The organism is Sorangium sp. So ce385 (assembly GCF_051474135.1).
Taxonomy (GTDB): domain Bacteria; phylum Myxococcota_A; class Polyangia; order Polyangiales; family Polyangiaceae; genus Sorangium; species Sorangium cellulosum_D.
Genome location: NZ_CP150337.1, coordinates 6,649,027 through 6,669,546, shown reverse-complemented (window position 1 = coordinate 6,669,546; position 20,520 = coordinate 6,649,027). Strand labels below are relative to the sequence as shown.

14 protein-coding genes are annotated in these 20,520 nt (G+C 70.6%); 11 read left to right on the top strand and 3 right to left on the bottom strand.

The window, feature by feature from the left end; all coding sequences use genetic code 11:
• The first annotated feature begins 24 nt into the window (after positions 1–24).
• Positions 25–1,215 (top strand): cytochrome P450, encoded by a 1,191-nt coding sequence (locus WME83_RS24345; RefSeq protein WP_437321667.1) that lies wholly within the window; start codon positions 25–27, stop codon positions 1,213–1,215.
• Positions 1,216–1,230: 15 nt separating this feature from the next.
• Here WME83_RS24345 and WME83_RS24340 read toward each other — a convergent pair whose 3' ends face one another.
• From WME83_RS24340 to WME83_RS24330, 3 genes are all read right to left on the bottom strand, one after another.
• Positions 1,231–2,085, bottom strand: coding sequence for a fibrinogen-like YCDxxxxGGGW domain-containing protein (locus tag WME83_RS24340; protein WP_437321666.1), 855 nt, complete (start codon positions 2,083–2,085; stop codon positions 1,231–1,233).
• 242 nt (positions 2,086–2,327) lie between these two features.
• Positions 2,328–3,218: a hypothetical protein gene (locus WME83_RS24335; protein WP_437321665.1), complete on the bottom strand. Its 891-nt coding sequence runs from the start codon at positions 3,216–3,218 to the stop codon at positions 2,328–2,330.
• 251 nt (positions 3,219–3,469) lie between these two features.
• Entirely contained in the window at positions 3,470–3,637 is a 168-nt protein-coding gene (locus WME83_RS24330) for a hypothetical protein (RefSeq protein WP_437321664.1), read from the bottom strand.
• A 22-nt stretch (positions 3,638–3,659) separates the two neighbouring features.
• Here WME83_RS24330 and WME83_RS24325 point away from each other — a divergent pair, with 22 nt between their 5' ends.
• The 10 genes from WME83_RS24325 to WME83_RS24280 all read left to right on the top strand — a co-directional run bounded on the left by WME83_RS24325 (position 3,660) and on the right by WME83_RS24280 (position 20,447).
• Positions 3,660–4,979, top strand: a complete 1,320-nt coding sequence (locus WME83_RS24325; protein WP_437321663.1) for a CmpA/NrtA family ABC transporter substrate-binding protein — start codon at positions 3,660–3,662, stop codon at positions 4,977–4,979.
• A 52-nt stretch (positions 4,980–5,031) separates the two neighbouring features.
• A complete protein-coding gene (ntrB, locus tag WME83_RS24320) occupies positions 5,032–5,829 on the top strand; it encodes a nitrate ABC transporter permease (RefSeq protein ID WP_437321662.1) in 798 nt (265 codons plus the stop codon).
• Positions 5,830–5,834: 5 nt separating this feature from the next.
• Positions 5,835–6,665: an ABC transporter ATP-binding protein gene (locus WME83_RS24315; protein ID WP_437321661.1), complete on the top strand. Its 831-nt coding sequence runs from the start codon at positions 5,835–5,837 to the stop codon at positions 6,663–6,665.
• Positions 6,662–7,543: an ABC transporter ATP-binding protein gene (locus WME83_RS24310; RefSeq protein ID WP_437321660.1), complete on the top strand. Its 882-nt coding sequence runs from the start codon at positions 6,662–6,664 to the stop codon at positions 7,541–7,543. The genes WME83_RS24315 and WME83_RS24310 overlap by 4 nt, the downstream gene beginning before the upstream one ends.
• Positions 7,544–7,833: 290 nt before the next feature.
• Positions 7,834–9,660 carry a hypothetical protein gene (locus WME83_RS24305; RefSeq protein WP_437321659.1) on the top strand — a complete coding sequence of 609 codons (1,827 nt, stop codon included), beginning with the start codon at positions 7,834–7,836 and terminating at the stop codon, positions 9,658–9,660.
• Positions 9,661–9,716: 56 nt separating this feature from the next.
• Positions 9,717–10,964, top strand: a complete 1,248-nt coding sequence (locus WME83_RS24300) for a vWA domain-containing protein (protein ID WP_437321658.1) — start codon at positions 9,717–9,719, stop codon at positions 10,962–10,964.
• A 351-nt stretch (positions 10,965–11,315) separates the two neighbouring features.
• Positions 11,316–16,397 carry an AAA family ATPase gene (locus WME83_RS24295; protein ID WP_437321657.1) on the top strand — a complete coding sequence of 1,694 codons (5,082 nt, stop codon included), beginning with the start codon at positions 11,316–11,318 and terminating at the stop codon, positions 16,395–16,397.
• 173 nt (positions 16,398–16,570) lie between these two features.
• Positions 16,571–17,620 carry a sugar-binding protein gene (locus WME83_RS24290; RefSeq protein ID WP_437321656.1) on the top strand — a complete coding sequence of 350 codons (1,050 nt, stop codon included), beginning with the start codon at positions 16,571–16,573 and terminating at the stop codon, positions 17,618–17,620.
• A gap of 130 nt (positions 17,621–17,750) precedes the next feature.
• Positions 17,751–19,274 (top strand): sugar ABC transporter ATP-binding protein, encoded by a 1,524-nt coding sequence (locus WME83_RS24285; RefSeq protein ID WP_437321655.1) that lies wholly within the window; start codon positions 17,751–17,753, stop codon positions 19,272–19,274.
• Between the two features lie 36 nt (positions 19,275–19,310).
• Positions 19,311–20,447, top strand: coding sequence for an ABC transporter permease (locus WME83_RS24280; protein ID WP_437321654.1), 1,137 nt, complete (start codon positions 19,311–19,313; stop codon positions 20,445–20,447).
• Positions 20,448–20,520 lie beyond the last annotated feature (73 nt).

Genomic DNA, 20,520 nt, shown 5'->3' with positions numbered 1-20,520 from the left:
ACCCGCCCGGGAGGTCCTCGATCCATGAGCGAACGGCTGAACCTGATGTCCCCCGCGATGCTCGCCGACCCGTACCCCACCTACGCCGAGCTGCGGCGCGACGCCCCCGTGTGCCAGGTCGATCCGGGCGGCTTCTGGGCGGTGACCCGCCACGACGACGTCGTCGCCGTCCTCAAGGACACCGCGCTGTTCTCGTCGGAGGGGTTCCGCGCCGCCACGAAGCCCGCGTGGCTCGGGCACAACCCGTTCGGCGACTCCATGCTCGTCCTGGATCCGCCGGCGCACGGCCGCCTGCGGTCGCTCGTCAACCGCGCCTTCACGCCCGCGGCCATGGCCCGCCTGGAGGCGCGCGTGCGCGCGTTCGCCGAGGACATCGCGGCGCGCTTGCCGCTCGGCCAGCCGGTCGACTGGGTGGAGTCGCTCGCCATGCCGCTCCCCGCGAGCGTCATCGGCGAGCTCCTCGGCCTCGATCCCTCCCTCCACGCGCGCTTCAAGCGCTGGACCGACGACCTCACCAGCATCAGCCCGGTCACGCCGGACATGACCGCGCGCATGGAGGAGATCCGCACCACCGTGCGCGAGGCGGAGCAGTACCTGACCGAGGTGCTGGCCAGCCGCCGCCGCGCGCCCGCCGACGACATGGTGACGGACCTCCTCCGCGCCCAGGTGGACGGCCAGTCGCTCACCGACGCCGAGCTGATGAGCTTCCTCTTCCTGCTCCTCGTCGGCGGCCTGGAGACCACGGTGCACCTCCTGAGCCACAGCGCGCTCCAGCTCATCGCGCACCCGGAGGTGCTCGATCGCCTGCGCGCGGATCCGGCGCTGATCCCGAGGTTCGTCGACGAGGTCCTGCGGTACGAGCCGCCGATCCGGTCGGTGTACCGGCTCGCCACGGCCGACACCGAGCTCGGCGGGGTGCGCCTCCAGAAGGGCGCGAAGGTGCTCGTGATGATCGGATCCGCCTGCCGGGACGAGGCGCACTTCCCGGACGCGCACCGGTTCGACATCGACCGGGGCGGGGTCACGCACCTGCCGTTCGGGCACGGCGTCCACTTCTGCCTCGGCGCGCCGCTCGCGCGGCTCGAGGCCCGCCTCCTGTTCACGGCGCTGCTGCCGCGCGTCTGCCGGCTCTCCCCGGCCGGGCCGCCGGAGTGGCGGCGCTCCCTCTCCATGCGCGGGGTGACGTCGCTGCCCGTCGTGGCGCACCCGGCCTGAGCGCGCCGGGCGCGCTCACCAGCGGGTCCAGCGGGAGATCCGCTTCACCCGCGTGTAGGGGCTGCCGTCGTCCGAGAGCCCGAACGACGTCGCGCTCAGGGTCCTCACGTGCGGCCCCCAGCCCTCGTCCTCGATCGGCGCGTCGTCGTCCGCGCCGAGGTTGTAGACGAAGCAGTGCCCGTAGTGCTGCGTGACCCCCACGTAGGAGCTCGCGCAGTTGCCGTCGCCCTTGGTGTCCGCGTCGAAGTCCGGCGACGACCACCCGGTGGCGAACTGCCACGTAAAGAGCTCCTCCTCCCCGGAGACGCGGACCGGCGTGAGGAGGTGCATGTCCGCGGTGTCGATGCCCTCGGCCGTCGCGCGCATGACCTCGGCGACGATCCCGGCGATGTCCTCGATCTCGTCGCGGTATTCCCGGCCAACGACGTACAGGGAAGGCTGGTAATGGTTGCCGTCGATCGACGGCTCCCCCTTGGCGCTGAGCCGGTCGGCATACAGGATCTTCCAGAACGCGATCGTGGCGCCGTCCGCCGCGCCGACGCTGTTGAAGACGAGCGCCCACCGTCCTCCGTCCGCCGGCTCACCGCAGTAGACCTCGAGCGGCCCCGAGGGGCCGGTCCCGTCGAGATCGAGCGTGTAGACGCCGGCCGGGGCGCCCTCGGGGACGGCGCCGCACCGATCGTAGACGCACCCCGCGCTCGCCTCCTCGTCGCACCCGGGAGAGCCACCTCCGGCCCCGCCGCCGCCGAGGTTGTCTCCGCCGCTCCCCGTCGCCAGGTGATAGGGCTTGTCGAGCCCCGCGAGCGCCGTACACCCGCAGGTCAGCAGGCACGCCGTGGCCCACACCCATGTCGTGGACTCGCTCCTCATCTCGGTTCCTCTTCCGACCGCATCACCCCGTTCGGCCGTGCATGACGGCGACCCGGGCCGCGCGGACGCTACCGTCTCACCTGCGGCCTGGCAAGCGACGCACGCGGACCCTCCGGCCGCCGCGAGCCCCGCTCAGGGGGCGTGGCAGCGCCGGACCGGGCAGCGACCGCGCCTCAGGGGTCAGCGTGTCCGGGCGGTAACGCATGCACGGGCGGGCGGAGGCACGACGACGAGGGAGCCGCTCACTCGTAAAACGCGACGTCGTCGACCCAGATGTTGAATTTCTGCCCGACGTTGAAGCGAAACTGGATCGCCCAGAGCTGCGTCACGTCCACCGCGTCGAACTTCTCGCCCCATCCCGTCTGCTCGAGGTCCGCGAACGGGACCTCGTAGTACTTCCAGCAGGGCGTCAGCGCGACGATCGTGCGGAAATGGTCATCGCACAGGCCCTTGGTGCCGCAGATGCCGCCTGCTCTCCAGGTCTGCACGTCGGCGACGTCCACGATCATCCTCGCGTAAGAGCCGCTCTCGGCGTAGGCCCAGAACGCGACTCCACGGAACCCGGAGGCGTCGTAGACGCCTTCCGTCCCGGCCTCGTCGGTGTTCAGTAGAAGGCCGACGAGGGCTCCCCATGTCGTGAATCCGTCGTCCGCCTCGGTGTTCACGGCCGACGTGCTGTCGCCGCGCGGGAGCTCGAGTTCGCTCATGTAGAAGTTGCCGGGCGCGGGGTGCTGCTCGCCGTTCATGTCATTGGCCGCGAACCAGTACCCTCTCCGAGGGTTCGCTTCGTCCTCGAGGGGGATGATGTTGTTGTCTCCATCCTCCATATCGTCGATCAAGAGCGCCGCGGTTGGCGCCGCGCCCGCCGGCATCTCGACGACACATCCGCCGCCGGCGCCTCCACCTCCGGCTCCTCCGGCGCCAGCGCCTGCACCTCCCGCGCCCCCGCCTCCGGCTCCCCCGGTATCCCCGGTTCCGGAGCTGCCGGCGCCACCGCTGCCGGCGCCACCGCTGCCAGCGCCTCCCATCCCTCGATCCTCGACGACCAGGTACTCCTTGTCGAAGCCGAAGATCTGCGCACACCCGATCCAGGACATCGCGATGACGCACACACTGGCATGTCGAATGGCCATTCGCGTACCTTTCAACGTCATGGAACGAAATTCTCCGGATGCTCTCACGTGCAGTCTATGAAACCAGTTCGTCAAAGGGAAGGGCGTCGCTGCGCGACGCTGCCGACCGGGCTCGCTGCCTCCCGGACACCTGCGCGGACGGCGTTTCGAACGCAGAAAAAACATTGTACGGAAACGCGATGGAAACGCGCACCCATGCACGATCCTCGGCGGATCATGGGCCCATGTAGGGTCGAGACCACCCTGGGCCCTCAACCGATGCGAAATGGCGTTCGATCCGCCGGTTCGCAGCGGAGCTGACCTGGCTCCTTCTTGAACCACAGGGCGATGTCACCGGCGGCGGCGCGGAGCGCGACCGCGCCGGTCTGCCGCGACCGGCGGGCGCGCTCGACTGCTTGCGCCAGCGTCTCCACGCCCATCCCCCAGCAAAGGACCTCTTGAATGAAGAAACGGGAACCTTCGAAGGAAGCATCGAGCGCCTCGCCCCTGGATCGGCGGCGCTTCCTCGGCGGCGCCCTCGGGCTCGGGGGAGCGGCGCTCCTCCCCGCCTGCGGCTCGCGCTCCGACGAGCCGGGGCCGCCGGCCGCGAACGCCGCGCCGCTCGTCGCGACCGCCGACAAGCCTGAGGTGACCGAGCTGCGCTTCGGCATCATCGCGCTGACCGACTGCTCGCCGCTCGTGATCGCCCACGAGAAGGGGTTCTTCAAGAGGTACGGCATCGACTCGACCATCGTGAAGGGCGCGAGCTGGGCGGCGATCCGCGACTCGCTGTCGAACGGCGACCTCCAGGCGACGCACATGCTCTTCGGCATGCCGCTCGCCTCGACGATGGGGCTCCTCGGGTCGCCGAAGAAGCCCATGATCATCCCGTGGCTGCTCAACCGCAACGGCCAGGCGATCACGATGAAGAGCGAGCTCCGGGGCAAGGTGGCCGGGGATCCCAAGGCGCTCCAGCCGTTCGTCGAGGATGCGAAGGCGCAGGGCGCGCCCATGACCTTCGCCATGACGTTCCCGCCGGGGACGCACGCCATGTGGACCCGTTATTTCCTCGGCGCGGGCGGCATCCACCCGGACAAGGACGTCGCGCTCGTGACCATCCCGCCCGCGCAGATGGTCGCCAACATGAAGGTGGGGAAGATGGACGGGTTCTGCGTCGGCGAGCCGTGGGGCGCCAGGGCCATCGCCGATCAGATCGGATACACCGCCGTCACCACGCAGGAGCTCTGGAAGGACCACCCCGAGAAGGTGTGCGCGTTCACCGCGGAGTTCGCCGACAAGAACCCGAAGACGGTGAAGGCGGTGCTCAAGGCCCTCCACGAGGCGAGCGTCTGGCTCGACAAGCTCGACAACCGCCCCGAGCAGGCGGACATCGTGTCGAGGCCCACGTACATCAACTGTCCTCCGGAGCTCATCCTCGGCCGGCTGAAGGGACAGTACGACTACGGCGACGGCCGCAGGAAAGAGGACAAGGATTACATGATCTTCAGCGACCGGGGCTGCAATTACCCGCAGCCGAAGTATGCGCTCTGGTGGCTCAGCCAGTTCCGGCGCTGGGGCATGGTGGAGGGGAGGCCGGACTACGAGGGCGTCGTCAAGCAGGTCATGCGCCCCGACCTCTACGAGGAGGCGATGAAGGAGCTCGGGGTCGCGCACGGCGGCCAAAATGACCAGCCCGAGACGCTGTTCGACGGCGTGACGTTCGATCCCAAGGACCCCGAGAAATATGCGACGTCGTTCCCGGTCAACGCCCTGAAGGGGTGATCCCCGGCATCGCCGGGAGCCGACGGCAAGCGCCGCGGTGGAGGAGTGCTGCATGAGCGAGGCGAAAGCGATCTCTCCCAAGATTCGAGTCGACCACATGATCCTGCCCCTCTTCGGGGTGGCGTGCGTGATCGGGCTGTGGGCCGCCGCGAGCAGCCTGTGGGCCCAGACGCTGCCCTCTCCGCTCAAGACGTGGGAGGTGAGCAGGCCTTACATCTTCGAGCCGTTCGAGAAGCGGGGAGAGCTCGACCAGGGCATCCTCCGCTTCACGTGGTACTCGCTCCAGCGGGTCGCGAAGGGCTACACGCTGGCGATCCTGCTCGGGACGCCGATCGGCTTCTTCCTCGGCGCCTCGAAGCTCTTCAAGTCGAGCTTCGATCCGATCATCCAGATCCTCCGCCCCGTCTCCCCGCTCGCGTGGCTCCCGCTCGGCCTCGTGCTCTTCCAGAAGCCGGACCCGGCCGGCGTCTTCACCATCGCGATGTGCTCGATGTGGCCGACGGTCCTGAACACCGCGCTCGGGGTGCGGTCGATCCCGCAGGACTACATGAACGTCGCCCGCGTGCTCCGGCTCTCGCGCATGAAGACGCTGTTCAAGGTGCAGCTGCCCGCCGCGCTGCCGTACATGTTCACCGGCTTCCGGCTCAGCCTCGGCATCGCCTGGCTGGTGATCGTCGCCGTGGAGATGCTGACCGGCTCGCCCGGCGTCGGCGGCTTCCTCTGGCAGGAGTACAACAGCCTCATCTACGAGCACATCATCCTGTGCATCATCACCATCGGCGTCGTGGGCTTCCTCCTCGACGCGCTCATGAGCCTCGTCGAGCGCAGGCTCAAGCTGGCGGGAGGGTGACGGCGATGGCGCTCGTCAAGCTGCGCAACGTCGACAAGAGCTATGGCGCCGGGGCCACCCGCACCGAGGTGCTCCGGGACATCCACCTGGAGATCGAGAAGGGCGAGTTCGTCGCCGTCGTCGGCTACTCGGGGGCCGGGAAGACGACCCTCATGTCGCTCATCGCCGGGCTACAGCGGCCGGACGCCGGCGTGGTGACGCTGAACGGGAAGCCGATCGAGGGGCCGGGGCCCGACCGCGGCGTCATCTTCCAGAACTACTCGCTCTTGCCCTGGCTCACGGTCTACGAGAACGTCTATCTCGCCGTGGACCAGATCTTCTCGGCCTGGCCCGCGGAGAAGAAGCGCGAGCACGCCGAGCGCTACATCGCCATGGTGAAGCTCACCCCGGCCCGCGACAAGAAGCCGGCGCAGCTCTCCGGCGGCATGCGCCAGCGCGTCTCGGTGGCGCGGGCGCTCGCCATGGATCCGGAGATCCTCCTGATGGACGAGCCGCTCGGCGCGCTCGACGCGCTCACGCGCGCCACGCTGCAGGACGAGATCGCGCGGATCTGGCGGGCCACCGAGAAGACCGTGCTCCTCATCACCAACGACGTGGACGAGGGCATCCTCCTCGCCGACCGCATCGTCCCGCTCAGCAAGGGCCCGGGCGCGACGCTGGGCCCCAGCGTGATCGTCGATCTCGATCGCCCGCGGGATCGCAAGGCCCTCAACCACGATCCGCGCTTCAAGGAGATCCGCGGCGCGGTCATCAACTACCTGCTCGGCCCGGGCGCCGGGCCGAGCGCGGGCAGGGGCGTGCCCGGCGCAGCGCGGAGCGCGGAGGCGGTCGCATGAAGAAGTATCTCGAGATCTGGAACGTCACCAAGACCTTTCCCACCCCGAGCGGCCCTGCGGTCGTCGTCCGCAACTTCGACCTGAACCTGAGGAAGGGCGAGTTCCTGTCCCTCATCGGCCACTCGGGCTGCGGCAAGTCCACGGTGCTGTCGATGGTCGCGGGCCTCAGCGAGATCACGAGCGGCGGCATCGTCCTCGCGGGCCGGCAGATCCACGGGCCCGGCCCGGACCGCGGGGTCGTGTTCCAGTCGCCGTGCCTGCTCCACTGGATGACCGCGCTCGAGAACGTCCTGCTCGGCGTGGAGCAGGTCCACCGGCAGAAGAGCAAGAAGGACTGCATCGAGATCGCGACGCACTACCTGGAGCTCGTCGGGCTCGAGGAGTCGATGCACAAGAAGCCGCGCGAGCTGTCCTCGGGGATGCAGCAGCGGGTCGGGCTGGCGCGCGCCTTCGCCCTGTCGCCCAAGATGCTCTTGCTCGACGAGCCCTTTGGCATGCTCGACTCGCTGACCCGGTTCGAGCTCCAGGAGGTGCTCATGAACCTGTGGGCCGAGGACCAGAAGACCGCGCTGATGGTCACGCACGACGTGGATGAGGCCCTGTTCCTGTCGGACCGCATCGCGATGATGACGAACGGCCCGGGGGCGCGGGTGGGCGAGATCCTGGAGGTGCCGTTCCCACACCCCAGGGACCGCCAGGCGGTGCTCGAGGACCCCATGTACTATCCGCTCCGAGAGCGGCTGATCGCGTTCCTGGAGGGACAGGCGCACAAGGACAAGCCCGCCGCGGACAGCGCTCAAGAGCCCGCTCCGGAGGCCGCCGTGAAGACGGGACGGTTCTGGACCGCGCTCTGGAAGGGGAGCAGGTCGTCGGCGTAGCCCGCGGCGCCATCGCTTCTTTCTCGTGAGCGCGCTCGGCGTCGGACCTCACCGAGGCGCGGAGTGCGGGCGCGCTGACCGTTCAAGGCAGAGCTCGCCCCGTCGCGGAGCGTCGCAGCGCGCCGTTGTGCGCGCTGCGCTCAACGAGGCTCACCACCTCCGACAAAAGTGAAGGAGACGGTCGCCCCAGAGAACAAAAGCCAATACGGACAAGCCGCAGTTGCGCGAATGTATCTTTCTCGGATCGCGTCGGTTTCACCCAGCGATCGAGCGGGGGAAAGTGTATGCGCGTGTCTCGAATCTTCGCGGCTGTCGGTATGGTATGGCTCGCCGCCGCGTGCGGCTCGACGGGCGGCACGGGTTCAGGAGGGGGAGGCGGCGTCTCCGCCTCGTCGGGGACCTCGACGGGCACCACCGCTGATGGCAGCGGGGCCTCCGGCGGGGCCAACGCAAGCAGCGCGGGGATGGGCGGCGCGGGCGCCGCGAGCGGCTCCGGGGGAGGCGGCGCGGGCACCGGCGGCGACGGCGCGGCCGCGGGAACGGGCGGCGCAGCCGCGGGAACGGGTGGCGCTGGCACCGGAGGTGACGGCGCGGCCGCGGGAACGGGCGGCGCGGGCACGGGCGCCGGAGGCGCGGGCACGGGCGCCGGAGGCGCGGAGACGGGCGGCACGGGCGGCGCGGGCGGGCCCGACACGGGGGTCGAGGTGCCGACCTGCGAGCCCTACGGCGGCGCGTGCGCGAGCTCCGGCGACTGCTGCTCCGGCATCTGCGACAGCGCGACGAGGACCTGCGCCTCGCCCCTCAGCGTCTGCCTGGGGCCGGGCGCGGTCTGCGACGAGGCCTCCGACTGCTGCAGCCTCAACTGCACCGCGGGCAGGTGCGGCGCGGCCGCCTGCCTCGTCGACGGGTCCGACTGCACGGAAGGCGGGGCCGCCTGCTGTAGCGGCATGTGCGTCGGCGGGACGTGCAGCGACGTCAACGGCGACGCCGCGTGCCAGACCGGCGGCAACCTGTGCACGGAGGACAGCCAGTGTTGCTCCCGGCTCTGCGGGCGCGACGGCCGCTGCGTCCTCAACGCCTCGTTCTGTGTGCAGCGCGATGATGTGTGCGCGAGCAACAGCGACTGCTGCACCGGCGTGTGCGTGAAGCGGAGCGCGTCCGACGCCGCAGGCTACTGCGGCGAAGAGCCGGACACGGCCAGCCGCTGCAACAGCGGCGGCATCGACGGCGCCGTCTGCGACGGCTGCGGATTCTGCTGCAGCCGCGTCTGCGCGCCGTACGGCCCGACCGGGATCTCCGTCTGCCAGCCGCCGAGCGGCTGCCGTGTGAACGGCGCCCTGTGCAGGCGCAACGAGGACTGCTGCGGCGGCGACCCCACCGCCGATCTGCCAGGCGCCGGAAACGTGGTCTGCGACACGTCGGGCGACCCGGCCGGGGAGATCGGCCGCTGCCGCAACCCCATGATGTGCACGCCCCAGGGCGGCGTCTGCCACTTCAAGGACAGCTATTGCTCCGATACCTCGACCAGCGCTCCCAACAACTGCTGCAGCTACCTGGGGCGCGCCAGCAACTGCCGCCTCGACGCCCTCGGCGTGCCGCGCTGCAACGCGCTGACGGAGTGCCGCGAGGCCGGCGACGACTGCGCCTCTTCCGACGACTGCTGCGACGGGGCGCCGTGCGTGCCGAACGCCGACGGACGGCTGCAGTGCTATGGCACCCCTGGCGAGCCGACGCCCCGGTGCGTGACCGAGGGTGGACCCTGCACGAACAACGGCGACTGCTGCGTCGGGACGACCTGCGAGCTCGATCCGGGCTCCGGCTCGGGCACGTGCACGCCCCCGAGCTCGTCGTCGGCCACGGGCGCCGGCGGCGGCAGCGCGAGCGCGACCGGCGGCGCCGGCGGGGCGGACAGCACGAGCGCGACCGGCGCCGGCGGGGCGGACAGCACGAGCGCGACCGGCGGCGGCAGCGCGAGCGCGACCGGCGGCACCGGCGGCTCGGGCGGCAGCACGCCGGTTTGCGCGGAGTACGGGCAGCTCTGCGGCGCGACGTCCGACTGCTGCAACGCCGGCGCGGTGCAGTGTTACAACGGCATCTGCCGCATTCCTCCGGGGTGACGCGGCGTGCGAACGCGCTCCCCCGTGTCGATGCACCCGTGTCGAGGAGAATGGATATGACCGGCAAGATACGCGCGATCTGCGCTCGCTCCGTGTTCCTGACGTCCCTCGGGCTCCTCGGCTGGGCGCTCGCGTCGGGCTGCTCTGGATCGACGAGCGGAACGGGGACGAGCGGCGACGGCTCCGGCAGCGGCGGCGAAGGGGGGATCGCCTCGGGCGGGACGGGCTCCGGCGGAACGGCCGGAGACTCCTCCCTCGGCGGCGGCTTCTTCGGCCCTGGATCGGGCAGCGGCGGCGGCCCGGGCGGAGGGGACGGCGGCGGAGATTGCGGCGGCCAGCAGGTCGACGCGGCGCCGCGGGAGGTTCACCTCGTGATCGTGCTCGATCGCTCGGAGAGCATGACCAAGGGCTGGGAGGCGAGCGACCGCTGGACGATGGTGAAGGGCGCCCTCGGCACCGCGCTCGACGCGATCCAGGGCAGGATGTCCGTCGGGCTCCAGCTCTTTCCCACCGACGATCACTGCGGCATGGATCCGGGCACGGATCTGAGCGTCGCGGTGGCTCCGGGCGCGACCTCGGTCCCCGCCATCAAGGCCCGGCTGGAGGCGACCGCGCCCGGCGGCGCGACGCCGACCGCGGACGCCCTCGAGCGCGCCCTGCGGTACCTCACCGAGGGCGCCGGCAGCACCCTCGCGGGCGACAGGTACGTCCTCCTGGCGACCGACGGCGGCCCCAACTGCAACCAGGATCCGGCGACGACGTGCCCGGCCACGACCTGCACCACGAACATGGATGGCGACTGTCCGGCGGGCGTCGAGAACTGCTGCTCCGGGGGCGCGGCGGACGCGTGCCTGGACGACGCGCGCACCGTGCAGCAGGTGAGCGACCTGCGGGCGGCCGGCATCGAGACGTTCATCGTCGGCATCCCCGGCTCGACCGCCTACGCCGATGTGCTGGACGAGCTCGCCGTGGAGGGGGGAACGGCCACGTCGGACAGCTCGCCCCGCTACTTCGAGGTGGTGGACGCGGCGAGCCTCGGCGAGGCGCTGACGAGCATCACCCGCGATCTCGTGCGGAGCTGCGAGCTCGCGCTCGAGACCGAGCCGCCGGACCGCGCGAAGGTCAACGTCATCATCGACGGCGAGGTGCTGCCGAAGGCGGGCGACGACGGCTGGGATTACGACGATTCGACGACCCCACCGACCGTCGTGATCAAGGGCGCGACGTGCGAGCACGTGAAGTCCGTGGGGGTCGAGAGCGTCCGTGTCGAGTTCGGTTGCCCCACCGTCGAGGAGCCGCGCTGACCCTGCGCCGGTGACCCGCCCTCCGGCGCGCCGCGCAATCGATCCATGGCTATCCCTCAGAGCTCGCCCACAATCCATGGCGCATTGCGCTAACGACGCACCGCTCCCAGCGCCGCCGGCGCACGCGCCCACCGCAAGCGAAGGCGAATCCGTCCTGGTCGAGTCTAACCAGCATAAAGACTGTAATTATTGATCGTGAGCGAATTAACCCACCCGTATTTGCTCAGGATCCGCGGACGAGCGATCTAGACAGAATCCGCCCACAGTGCGATTCTGCCAGGCGACCATCCGTCCCTTCTGCTCGGCGCAAGCGCTGTGCCGACCGGACGGTCATACGCCTGGCGAGGTGAGATGCTCTCCGCAACCTGTACCGTGAGCCAGCAGATTTACAGCGACTCGAGCATCGAGGTGTTCGAAGGCACCTGGGGCGACGAGCGCAAGCCTGCTGTCTTCAAGGTCCTGAAGAGCGAGTTCCCCAGCTCGCGCGAGCTCGCGTCGCTCCGGCACGAATACAACGTCCTCCGCGAGCTCGACGTCGAGGGCGTCGTCAAGGCGTACGGGCTCGAGAAGCACAAGAACGGCCTCGCCCTCGTGCTCGAGAGGCCGAGCAGGACGACGCTCCACGACGTCCTGCGCGCCGGACGGCTGGAGCTCAAGCCGGCCCTGACGATCGCCCGCTCGGCGGCCCGGGTCCTCGACGAGATCCACCGCCGCAAGGTGATTCACAAGGACGTCAAGCCGCACAACATCCTGGTCGACCCGGACTCGCTCAAGGTCCACTTCGTCGGCTTCGGCATCGCCACGCTCCTCCCGCAGGAGACGCAGCAGGCGGTGAGCCCCGAGGCGCTCGAGGGGACGCTCGCGTACATGTCGCCCGAGCAGACCGGCCGGATGAACCGCGTGATCGACCGCCGCACCGATCTCTACTCGTTCGGCGTGACCCTCTACCAGATGCTCACCGGCGTCCTGCCGTTCAGCGAGAGCGATCCGATGGACCTCATCCACGGGCACATCGCGCGCACGCCCGTGCCCCCGCCCGAGCGGGTCCCGGGCGTGCCCGAGGCGGTGTCGCGGATCGTGATGAAGCTCCTCGAAAAGAACGCGGAGGACCGGTATCAGAGCGCCTTCGGCCTGTTCGCCGACCTCGACGCGTGCCTCCGCCAGCTCTCGAGCGCCGGCGCGGTGGCGCCGTTCGCGCTCGGCCAGCGCGACATCCCGGACACGCTGCGCATCCCGCAGAAGCTCTACGGCCGCGCCGAGGAGGAGCGCGCGCTGCTCGCCGCCTTCGAGCGCGCCGCCGGCGGGGAGGGGGAGCTCCTGCTCGTGTCGGGGTACTCGGGCATGGGCAAATCGGCCCTCGTGAACGAGATCCACAAGGCCATCGCCCAGCGAGGCGGCTATTTCACCGCCGGCAAGTTCGACCAGCTGAACCGCGGCGCGCCGTACACCTCCCTCGCGCGGGCCTTCCGGGAGCTCATCCGGCACATCCTCACCGAGCGGCCGGAGCAGCTCGCGCGCTGGAGCACGGAGCTCGCCCGCGCGCTCGGCACGAGCGGCCAGCTCCTCGTCGACCTCATCCCGGAGCTCGAGTGGATCGTCGGCCCGCAGCCCCCGGTCCAGAAGCTCCCCCCGGCGGAGTCGCAGGGCCGCTTTCACGCGATCTTCAAGGCGTTCGTCCGCGTCTTCGCGACCGCCGAGCACCCCCTCGTCCTCTTCCTGGACGACCTCCAGTGGGCCGACCCCGCCTCGCTCAAGCTGCTGGAGGTCCTGGCCACGGATCCGGAGCGCGGCCACCTGCTCGTGATCGGCGCCTACCGCGACAACGAGGTGTATGCGGCGCACCCGCTGCGGGTCGCGCTCGGCGAGATCGAGCAGGCGGGCGCGCCGCTCTGCGAGCTCAGGCTGCGGCCGCTCGCCCTCGCCGACGTCGTCGAGCTGCTCTCGGACGCGCTCTCGGCGGCGCGCGCCGAGGTCGAGCCGCTCGCCCGCGTCGTGTTCGACCGGACCCAGAGCAACCCGTTCTTCGTGCGCCAGTTCTTGGCCTCGCTCCACGCCGAGGGCCTGCTCCGCTTCGAGGCGGGCGCGTGGACGTGGAACATCGACAGCATCCGGCGCCGCACGGTCACCGACAACGTCGTCGAGTTCATGGCGCGCAAGATCGAGGAGCTCGATCCCGAGCTCGTGCGCGTCCTCCGGCTCGCGGCGTGCATCGGGCACGAGTTCGACCTGCGCACGCTCGCGGTGATCAGCGAGCGGCCGCCGCACGAGACCGTGGCCGCGCTGTGGAAGATCCTGCAAGAGGGCCTGATCGCGCCCGTCGACGCCGACTACCGCCTCGCGCACGCGACCGACGGCGACGGGCGGGCCGGCGTCGACTGGCGCGTCACCTACCGCTTCTTGCACGACCGCGTCCAGCTGGCGGCCTACTCGCTCATCGCCGAGGATCGAAAGAGGGAGGTCCACCTCAGGATCGGGCGCCTCATGCTCGCGAGCATGGAGGGCGCCGCCCGCGAGGAGGCGCTCTTCGACATCGTGAACCATTTCAACATCGCGGCGCCGATCGTGACCTCGCCCGCGGAGCAGGCCACGGCCGCGGAGCTGAACCTCGCCGCCGGCAGGCGGGCCAAGGCGGCCACCGCCTACGAGGCCGCGGCCGGCTATCTCCGCGCGGGCATGGCGTTCCTGCCCCGCGGCGGCTTCGACGACCACTACGAGCTCGCCCTCGCGCTCCACCGGGAGCGCGCCGAGGTCGAGTCGCTGTGCGGCGCCTTCGAGGAGGCCGAGCGGCTGTGCGCCGCGGCGCTCGAGCGCGCCCGGACCGCGATGGACAAGGTCTCGATCCACCTCGTCCAGGCGAATCAATACCTGCTCCAGTGGCGCAACCACGAGGCGACCCTGGTCCAGAAGGCCGGCCTCCGGCTCCTCGGGTGCCCGATCCCCGAGGACCGGGAGGAGGTCGCCGCGCTGCTCGGGCAGGAGCTCGAGGCGGTGCCGGTCCTGCTCGCGGGGCGGAGCATCGAGGAGCTCGCCCACGCCCCGAGGACGACGCGCCCCGAGCTCCCGCTGACGCTGGAGCTCCTCGTCAACCTGTTCTTCGGGGCTTACAACTCGAGCGATCAGACGCTCGCGAACCTCGCCATCGTGAAGATGGTGACGCTCTCGCTGCAGCACGGGAACAGCGACATGTCCGCCTTCGGATACGTCGCGTACGGCATGGTGGTGGGCCCGCTGCTCGGCGAGTATGAGACGGCCTATCGGTTCGGCAGGATGGCCATCGAGCTCGCGGACCAGCTCGACAACCTCGTGCTCCGGGCCAAGACCTACCACATCTTCTCCGCGGACGTGCACAGCTGGACACAGCCCCTGCGGCGGGCGGATCCCTATTACGACCGCGTCTACGATCTCGGGCTCCAGGCCGGCGACTGGACGGCCATGGGCTACATGATCAGCCAGAGCGGCTCGGACCGGCTCACCTACGGGATGCCGCTCGCGGAGCTCTCGCAGCTCACCGAGGTGCACCTCGCGTTCCTGCGGCGCGCCCGGAGCCACGACATCATCGATATCCTCCTCGCGGGCGTGATCCAGCCCATGAAATGCCTGCAAGGGCTGACGAAGAGCCGGCTCAGCTTCGACGACGGCGCGTTCGACGAGGCGTCCTACACGGCGAAGCACGGCGGGTCGCCCTACCACATGGGGTGGTTGTATTACGCCAAGATCCGGAATGCGTACCTGTTCGGCGACCGTGCGAGCTTCCCCGATCTGATGCCGAAGCTCGCCGTGATCGAGGGCGCGCTGCCCACGCACGCGAAGGTGCCCGAGGCGACGTTCTACGCGGGGCTCATGCGGATCGCCGTGCTGGAGGGCGCGGAGGGCGAAGGGCGGCGGGAGCACGAGGAGCAGCTCGGGCGGCTCCTTGGGCGGATGAAGCGCTGGGCGGACGCCGGGCCGGACAACGTGCGTCACAAATACCTGCTCTTGCTGGCGGAGCAGGCCCGCGTCGAGGGGCGGCGCGCCGAGGCCATGGACCTCTACGAGCAGGGCATCGAGGCCGCGCGGCAGGCCGACTACATCAACAACCAGGCGCTCGGGAACGAGCTCTACGGCAGGTTCTGGCTCGCCCAGGGCAGGGCCGAGTTCGCCGGCATCTACCTGCGCAGGGCCGTTTACCTGTACGAGCGCTGGGGGGCGAGCGCCAAGGTCGAGGCGCTGCGCCAGGAGCTCGCGCCGGCCGCCCCGGCGTCCGCGGACGGGGCCGTCGCGCTCTCGCCGACGAGCACCGCGCTGCCGGGGCTCGTCGCGGGGGAGAGCTTCGACCTCGCCACGGTGCTGAGGACCGCTCAGGCCATCTCGAGCGAGATCGTGCTGGACAAGGTGCTCGATCAGGTGCTGCGCAGCGTGATCAAGAGCGCCGGGGCGAGCCGTGGGTTCTTGATCCTCTCGCGCGGCGAGGTGCTCACGGTCGAGGCGATGATCTCGCTCGACCCGGACACGGTGAGCCTCGGGCTCGCGATGCCCCTGGAGACGCGCCTCGATCTGGCCCGCGCGGTCGTGCACTACGTGGCGCGCTCGCGCGAGGCGCTCGTGATCGGCCGGGCGGAGGACGACCCGCGCCTCGCCGGCGATCCGCACGTGATCGCGCGCCGGCCGAAATCGATCCTCGGCTTGCCGCTCTTGCACCAGGGCCGGCTGAGCGGCGTCCTGTACCTCGAGAACCACCTCGCCGAGCACGCGTTCACCGCCGATCGCATCGAGCTCTTGCGGCTGCTCTCCTCGCAGGCGGCGGTGGCGGTCGAGAACGCGCTGCTCTACGCGGACCTGGAGGCCGTGAGCGCCGAGCTCCGCGAGGCCAACGAGCGCCTGGAGCGGGAGGTCGAGGAGCGCACGGAGGAGCTCTCGGAGGCGAACGAGCGCCTCTCGGCGCAGAGCGAGGAGCTCCGGGACGCCAACCTGCGCCTCCTCCACGAGCTCGGCGAGCGCGAGCGCGCCGAGGAGGCGAGGGCCCAGCTGCAAGAGGAGGTGATCCGGTTCCAGCGGGAGAAGATCTCCGAGCTGTCGACGCCGCTCGTGCCGATCACGAACGACGTCATGGTCATGCCGCTCATCGGCACGCTGGACGAGGAGCGCGCCGAGGACGTGCTCCAGACCCTGCTCGACGGCGCGACGAGGAGCGGCGCCCGCGTGGTCATCATCGATGTCACGGGGATCAAGGGGGTCGATCACCGCGTGGCGAACGCGCTCATCAACGCGGCGAACGCCCTCCGGCTGCTCGGGACCCAGGCCGTGCTGACCGGCATCCGCGGCGAGGTCGCGCAGGCGCTCATCCGGCTCGACATCGACCTGTCGCGCATCGCGATCCGCGGCACCCTGCAGAGCGGGATCGCCTACGCCATCGGCCGATCCGGCGCCCAGAGGGTGTCGGGGACGCGCGCCTAGGGACGGCCCGGAGGTCCGTACGTCGAATCGTGTAGACACGTCCGGAGCGGATGGCGCATCATGAGGCCGCCAGTCCGCCGGGGGGTGCCTGTTTCAGCGTGCGCCGTGCGGCGGCACGAGGCGTCGGGACCTGCCGAGTCGGGCGGCTCCGCGCGGGTGGAGGGGTGAGGCGCATGAGGAAGAGCATCGGACGGTTCATCGTCGGGGTCTGCGTGGCGGCGGGGCTCGCGGCCCTGGGCTGCGACAACAGCGGCGCCGGCAGCGCGCCGGGGGCGCCGGGCGAGCCGGCAGAGCGCGCGAAGCCGAAGCTCGCGTACATCACGAACGGGGTCGCCCCGTTCTGGACCATCGCCGAGAAGGGCGTCATCGACGGCGCGAAGGAGTACAACGCCGAGGTGAGCGTCGTGATGCCGAGCGACGTGAACGACCAGATGCAGCGGGTCGAGGATCTCCTGATCCGCGGCGTCGACGGCATCGCGATCAGCCCGATCGACGCGGAGAACCAGGTCCCGCTGCTCAACAAGGCGGCGGCCAAGACCAAGCTCATCACGCAGGACTCGGACGCGCCGAAGAGCGATCGGCTCGTGTACATCGGGATCGACAACTACGTCGCTGGCCGGATGGCGGGGCAGCTCGTGAAGGAGGCGATCCCCGGCGGCGGCAAGGTGGCCATCCTCGTCGGCCGGCTCGAGGGCGACAACGCCAGAAAGCGCCGCCAGGGCGTGCTCGACGAGCTGCTCGACCGGAAGGACACGAGCGGCGGGAACGACCCGCTGAACCAGGAGCTGAAGGGGGCGAAGTACACGATCATCGCGACCCTCACCGACCAGATCGACGCCGCCAAGGCGAAGAGCAACGCCGAAGACATGATGTCGGCGCACCCGGACCTCGTGGGCCTCATCGGCCTCAACGCGTACCACACGCCGGCCCTGCTCGAGGCGGTCAAGCAGGCCGGGAAGATGGCCTCGATCCAGGTCGTCGGCTTCGACGAGCAGGACGCGACGCTGCGCGCGATCCAGGACGGCGAGGTGGTCGGCACCGTGGTGCAGAATCCGTACATGTATGGCAAGGAGTCGGTGCGGGTGCTCGCGGCGCTCGTGCGGGGCGACACCTCCGTCGTGCCCCCGGGCGAGTTCATCTCCCTGCCGGCCCGGCAGATCCGCAAGACCAACCTGCCGGAGTTCTGGGCGGATCTGAAGCAGAAGGCAGGCAAGGCGGAGTGAGCCCCGGGCGGGCCGCGCGCCGCCGCCGGCCCAGGCGGGCCGCGCCGCGCCGCCGGCCCAGGCGGGCCGCGCCGCGCCGCCGGCCCAGGCGGGCCGCGCCGCGCCGCCAGATAGACGACCCCAGACGCGAATGACCACCTCCTCGCCCGACCCGGACAGGGCGCCGCTGCTCGAGGCGCGCGGCCTGACCAAGCGCTTTCCCGGCGTGCTCGCGCTCCACGACGTCCACCTCGCGCTCGGCCGCGGCGAGGTGCTCGGCATCGTCGGCGAGAACGGCGCCGGCAAGAGCACCCTCATGAAGATCCTCGCGGGCGTCGAGGCGCCCGACGCCGGCGAGATGCGCCTCGACGGGCGGCCGGTCGCGCTCGGCTCGGTGCGAGAGGCGCTCTCCCGCGGGATCGCGCTCATCCACCAGGAGCTCAACCTGGCGGAGAACCTCGATATCGCCGCCAACATCTTCCTCGGCCGGGAGCCGCGGCGGGGCGGCTTCATCGACGAGCGGAGGATGGAGCGGGACGCGCGGGCGATCATGGCGCGGGTCGGCCTCGCCTGCTCGCCGCGCGCGCTCGTCGGCGGCCTGTCGCTCGGGCAGCGTCACCTCGTGGAGATCGCCAAGGCGCTCTCCTCGAACGCCCGGGTGCTCATCATGGATGAGCCGACGTCGTGCCTGTGCCCGCGCGAGGCCGAGGCGCTGTTCGAGGTGGTGCGGGAGCTCCGCGCGGGCGGCATCGGCGTCGTGTACATCTCTCACCGCCTCGGCGAGGTGACGGCGCTGTGCGATCGCGTCCTCGTGCTGCGCGACGGCGAGAACGCGGGCGAGCTGCTGCGCGACGAGGTGAGCCACGATCGCATCGTGCGGCTGATGGTGGGCCGCGATCTCTCCCAGTTCTATCCGCACGTCCCGCACCCGCCGGGCGAGCCGGTGCTCGAGGTCTCGGGCCTCCGGACGCCGCGGCACCCCGAGCACGCGCTCTCCTTCACCGTGCGCGCCGGCGAGATCGTCGGCGTGGCGGGGCTGCTCGGCGCGGGGCGCACGTCGCTGCTGCGGACGCTGTTCGGCGTCACGCCGGCCGCCGGGGGCGCCGTCCGCGTGGCCGGGCGGGCCTTCACCCCGCGCACCCCGCGCGACGCCATCGCCGCCGGCATGGGCCTGGTCCCGGAGGACCGCCAGCAACAGGGCATCATCCTGGAGATGGCGATCCGGGCGAACGTGAGCCTGCCGAGCCTCGGCGCGGCGCAGCGCTACGGCGTCCTCGATCGCGCGGGCGAGCGCCGGATGTCGGCGCAGATCGTCCGCGAGCTCGGCGTGCGGACGCCGACCGACGTGCAGCCGGCGCAGCACCTCTCCGGCGGCAACCAGCAGAAGGTGGTCATCGGAAAGTGGCTGTCGATGTCGCCGCGCGTGCTCCTGCTCGACGAGCCGACCCGCGGCATTGACGTCGGCGCAAAGCACGAGATATACCAGCTGATGGAGCGATTGGCCGCGAGCGGCATGGCCACCTTGTTCGTCTCCAGCGACATGGAAGAGGTGATGGGCATGTCGGATCGTGCGCTGGTGATGCACGAGGGGCGCATCGCCGGGGAGCTCGGCCGCGACGAGCTCCGCGAGGAGGCGATCATGCAGCTCGCGACCGGCAGCGACGCCGCCGCGTGACCTGGAGCCATCGGGCGGGATCGAGGCCAGAGGAGCATGCCTGTGACGACGACTCGTGATCCCCTGGCGCGCGCGCGCGACGACGCGCCCGCGCCCGCGTCGAGCACGCGGCGCAAGGTGCTCGGCGTCTTCTGGCTGCTCGTCGCCGTGTCGCTCGGGACCGCGCTCCTGAACGGCAGGTTCCTCCTGGCGGACAACCTCGAGAACCTGATCCGGCGGACGGCGCTGTTCGGCATCCTCAGCATCGGCGCCGGCTTCGTGATCATCACGGGCGGCATCGACCTGTCGATCGGCTCGGTCGTGGCGCTCGCCGGCTGCATGCTGCCGTGGCTCCTCGCGGTGGAGCGCTGGTCGCCGGCGCTGGCGGTGCCGCTCTTGCTCGGCATCTCGCTGTGCATCGGGCTCGCGCACGGGCTGCTCATCACGAAGCTCCGGCTCCAGCCGTTCGTGGTGACGCTCTGCGGGCTCCTGCTCTACCGGGGCACCGCGCGCGGGATCTCGGGCGATCAGACGCAGGGGTTCGGCGTCGGGTTCGAATCGCTGCGGTACCTGTCGGTCGGCAGCCCGTTCTCCATCCCGGTGCCGTTCCTCTCGTGGATCTCGGAGGGCCGCTTCAGCCCCTACGCGGTGAACCCGTTCACGGGCGCGAGGACGCGCCTCGATCCGATCACGTGGATCGACATCCCGATGCCGTTCCTCCTGTTCCTCGGGATCGCGGTCGCGGCGTCGATCTTCCTGAACCGCACCGTCTACGGCCGTTATCTGATGGCGCTCGGCCGCAACGAGCAGGCCGCCCGCTACAGCGGTGTCGACACCGACCGGATGACGATCCTCGCCTATGTCCTCTGCTCGGTGCTCGCCTGCTTCGGGGGCATGCTGTTCGCGCTGGAGGTCAACTCGGCCCAGCCGGTCGATTTCGGCAACTTCTACGAGCTCTACGCCATCGCCGCGGCCGTGCTGGGCGGCTTCAGCCTGCGCGGCGGCGAGGGGGCGGTGATGGGCGTGATCCTCGGCACGGCGCTGATGCAGGTGCTGCGCAACTCCATCAACATGCTGGGGGTCCCGACCCAGATCGAGTTCGCGGTCATCGGCGCCGTCATCCTGATCGGCGTCATCGCGGACGAGCTGGCCAAGCGCTACGCGGCGGCGCGGCGCAAGCTGGCCGGCTCGTGAGCGCCTGAGCACGCGGCCTCACGCCGCCGAGAACACCGCCTCGACACGACGCGTAAAGCGCATCGTCGCTGTC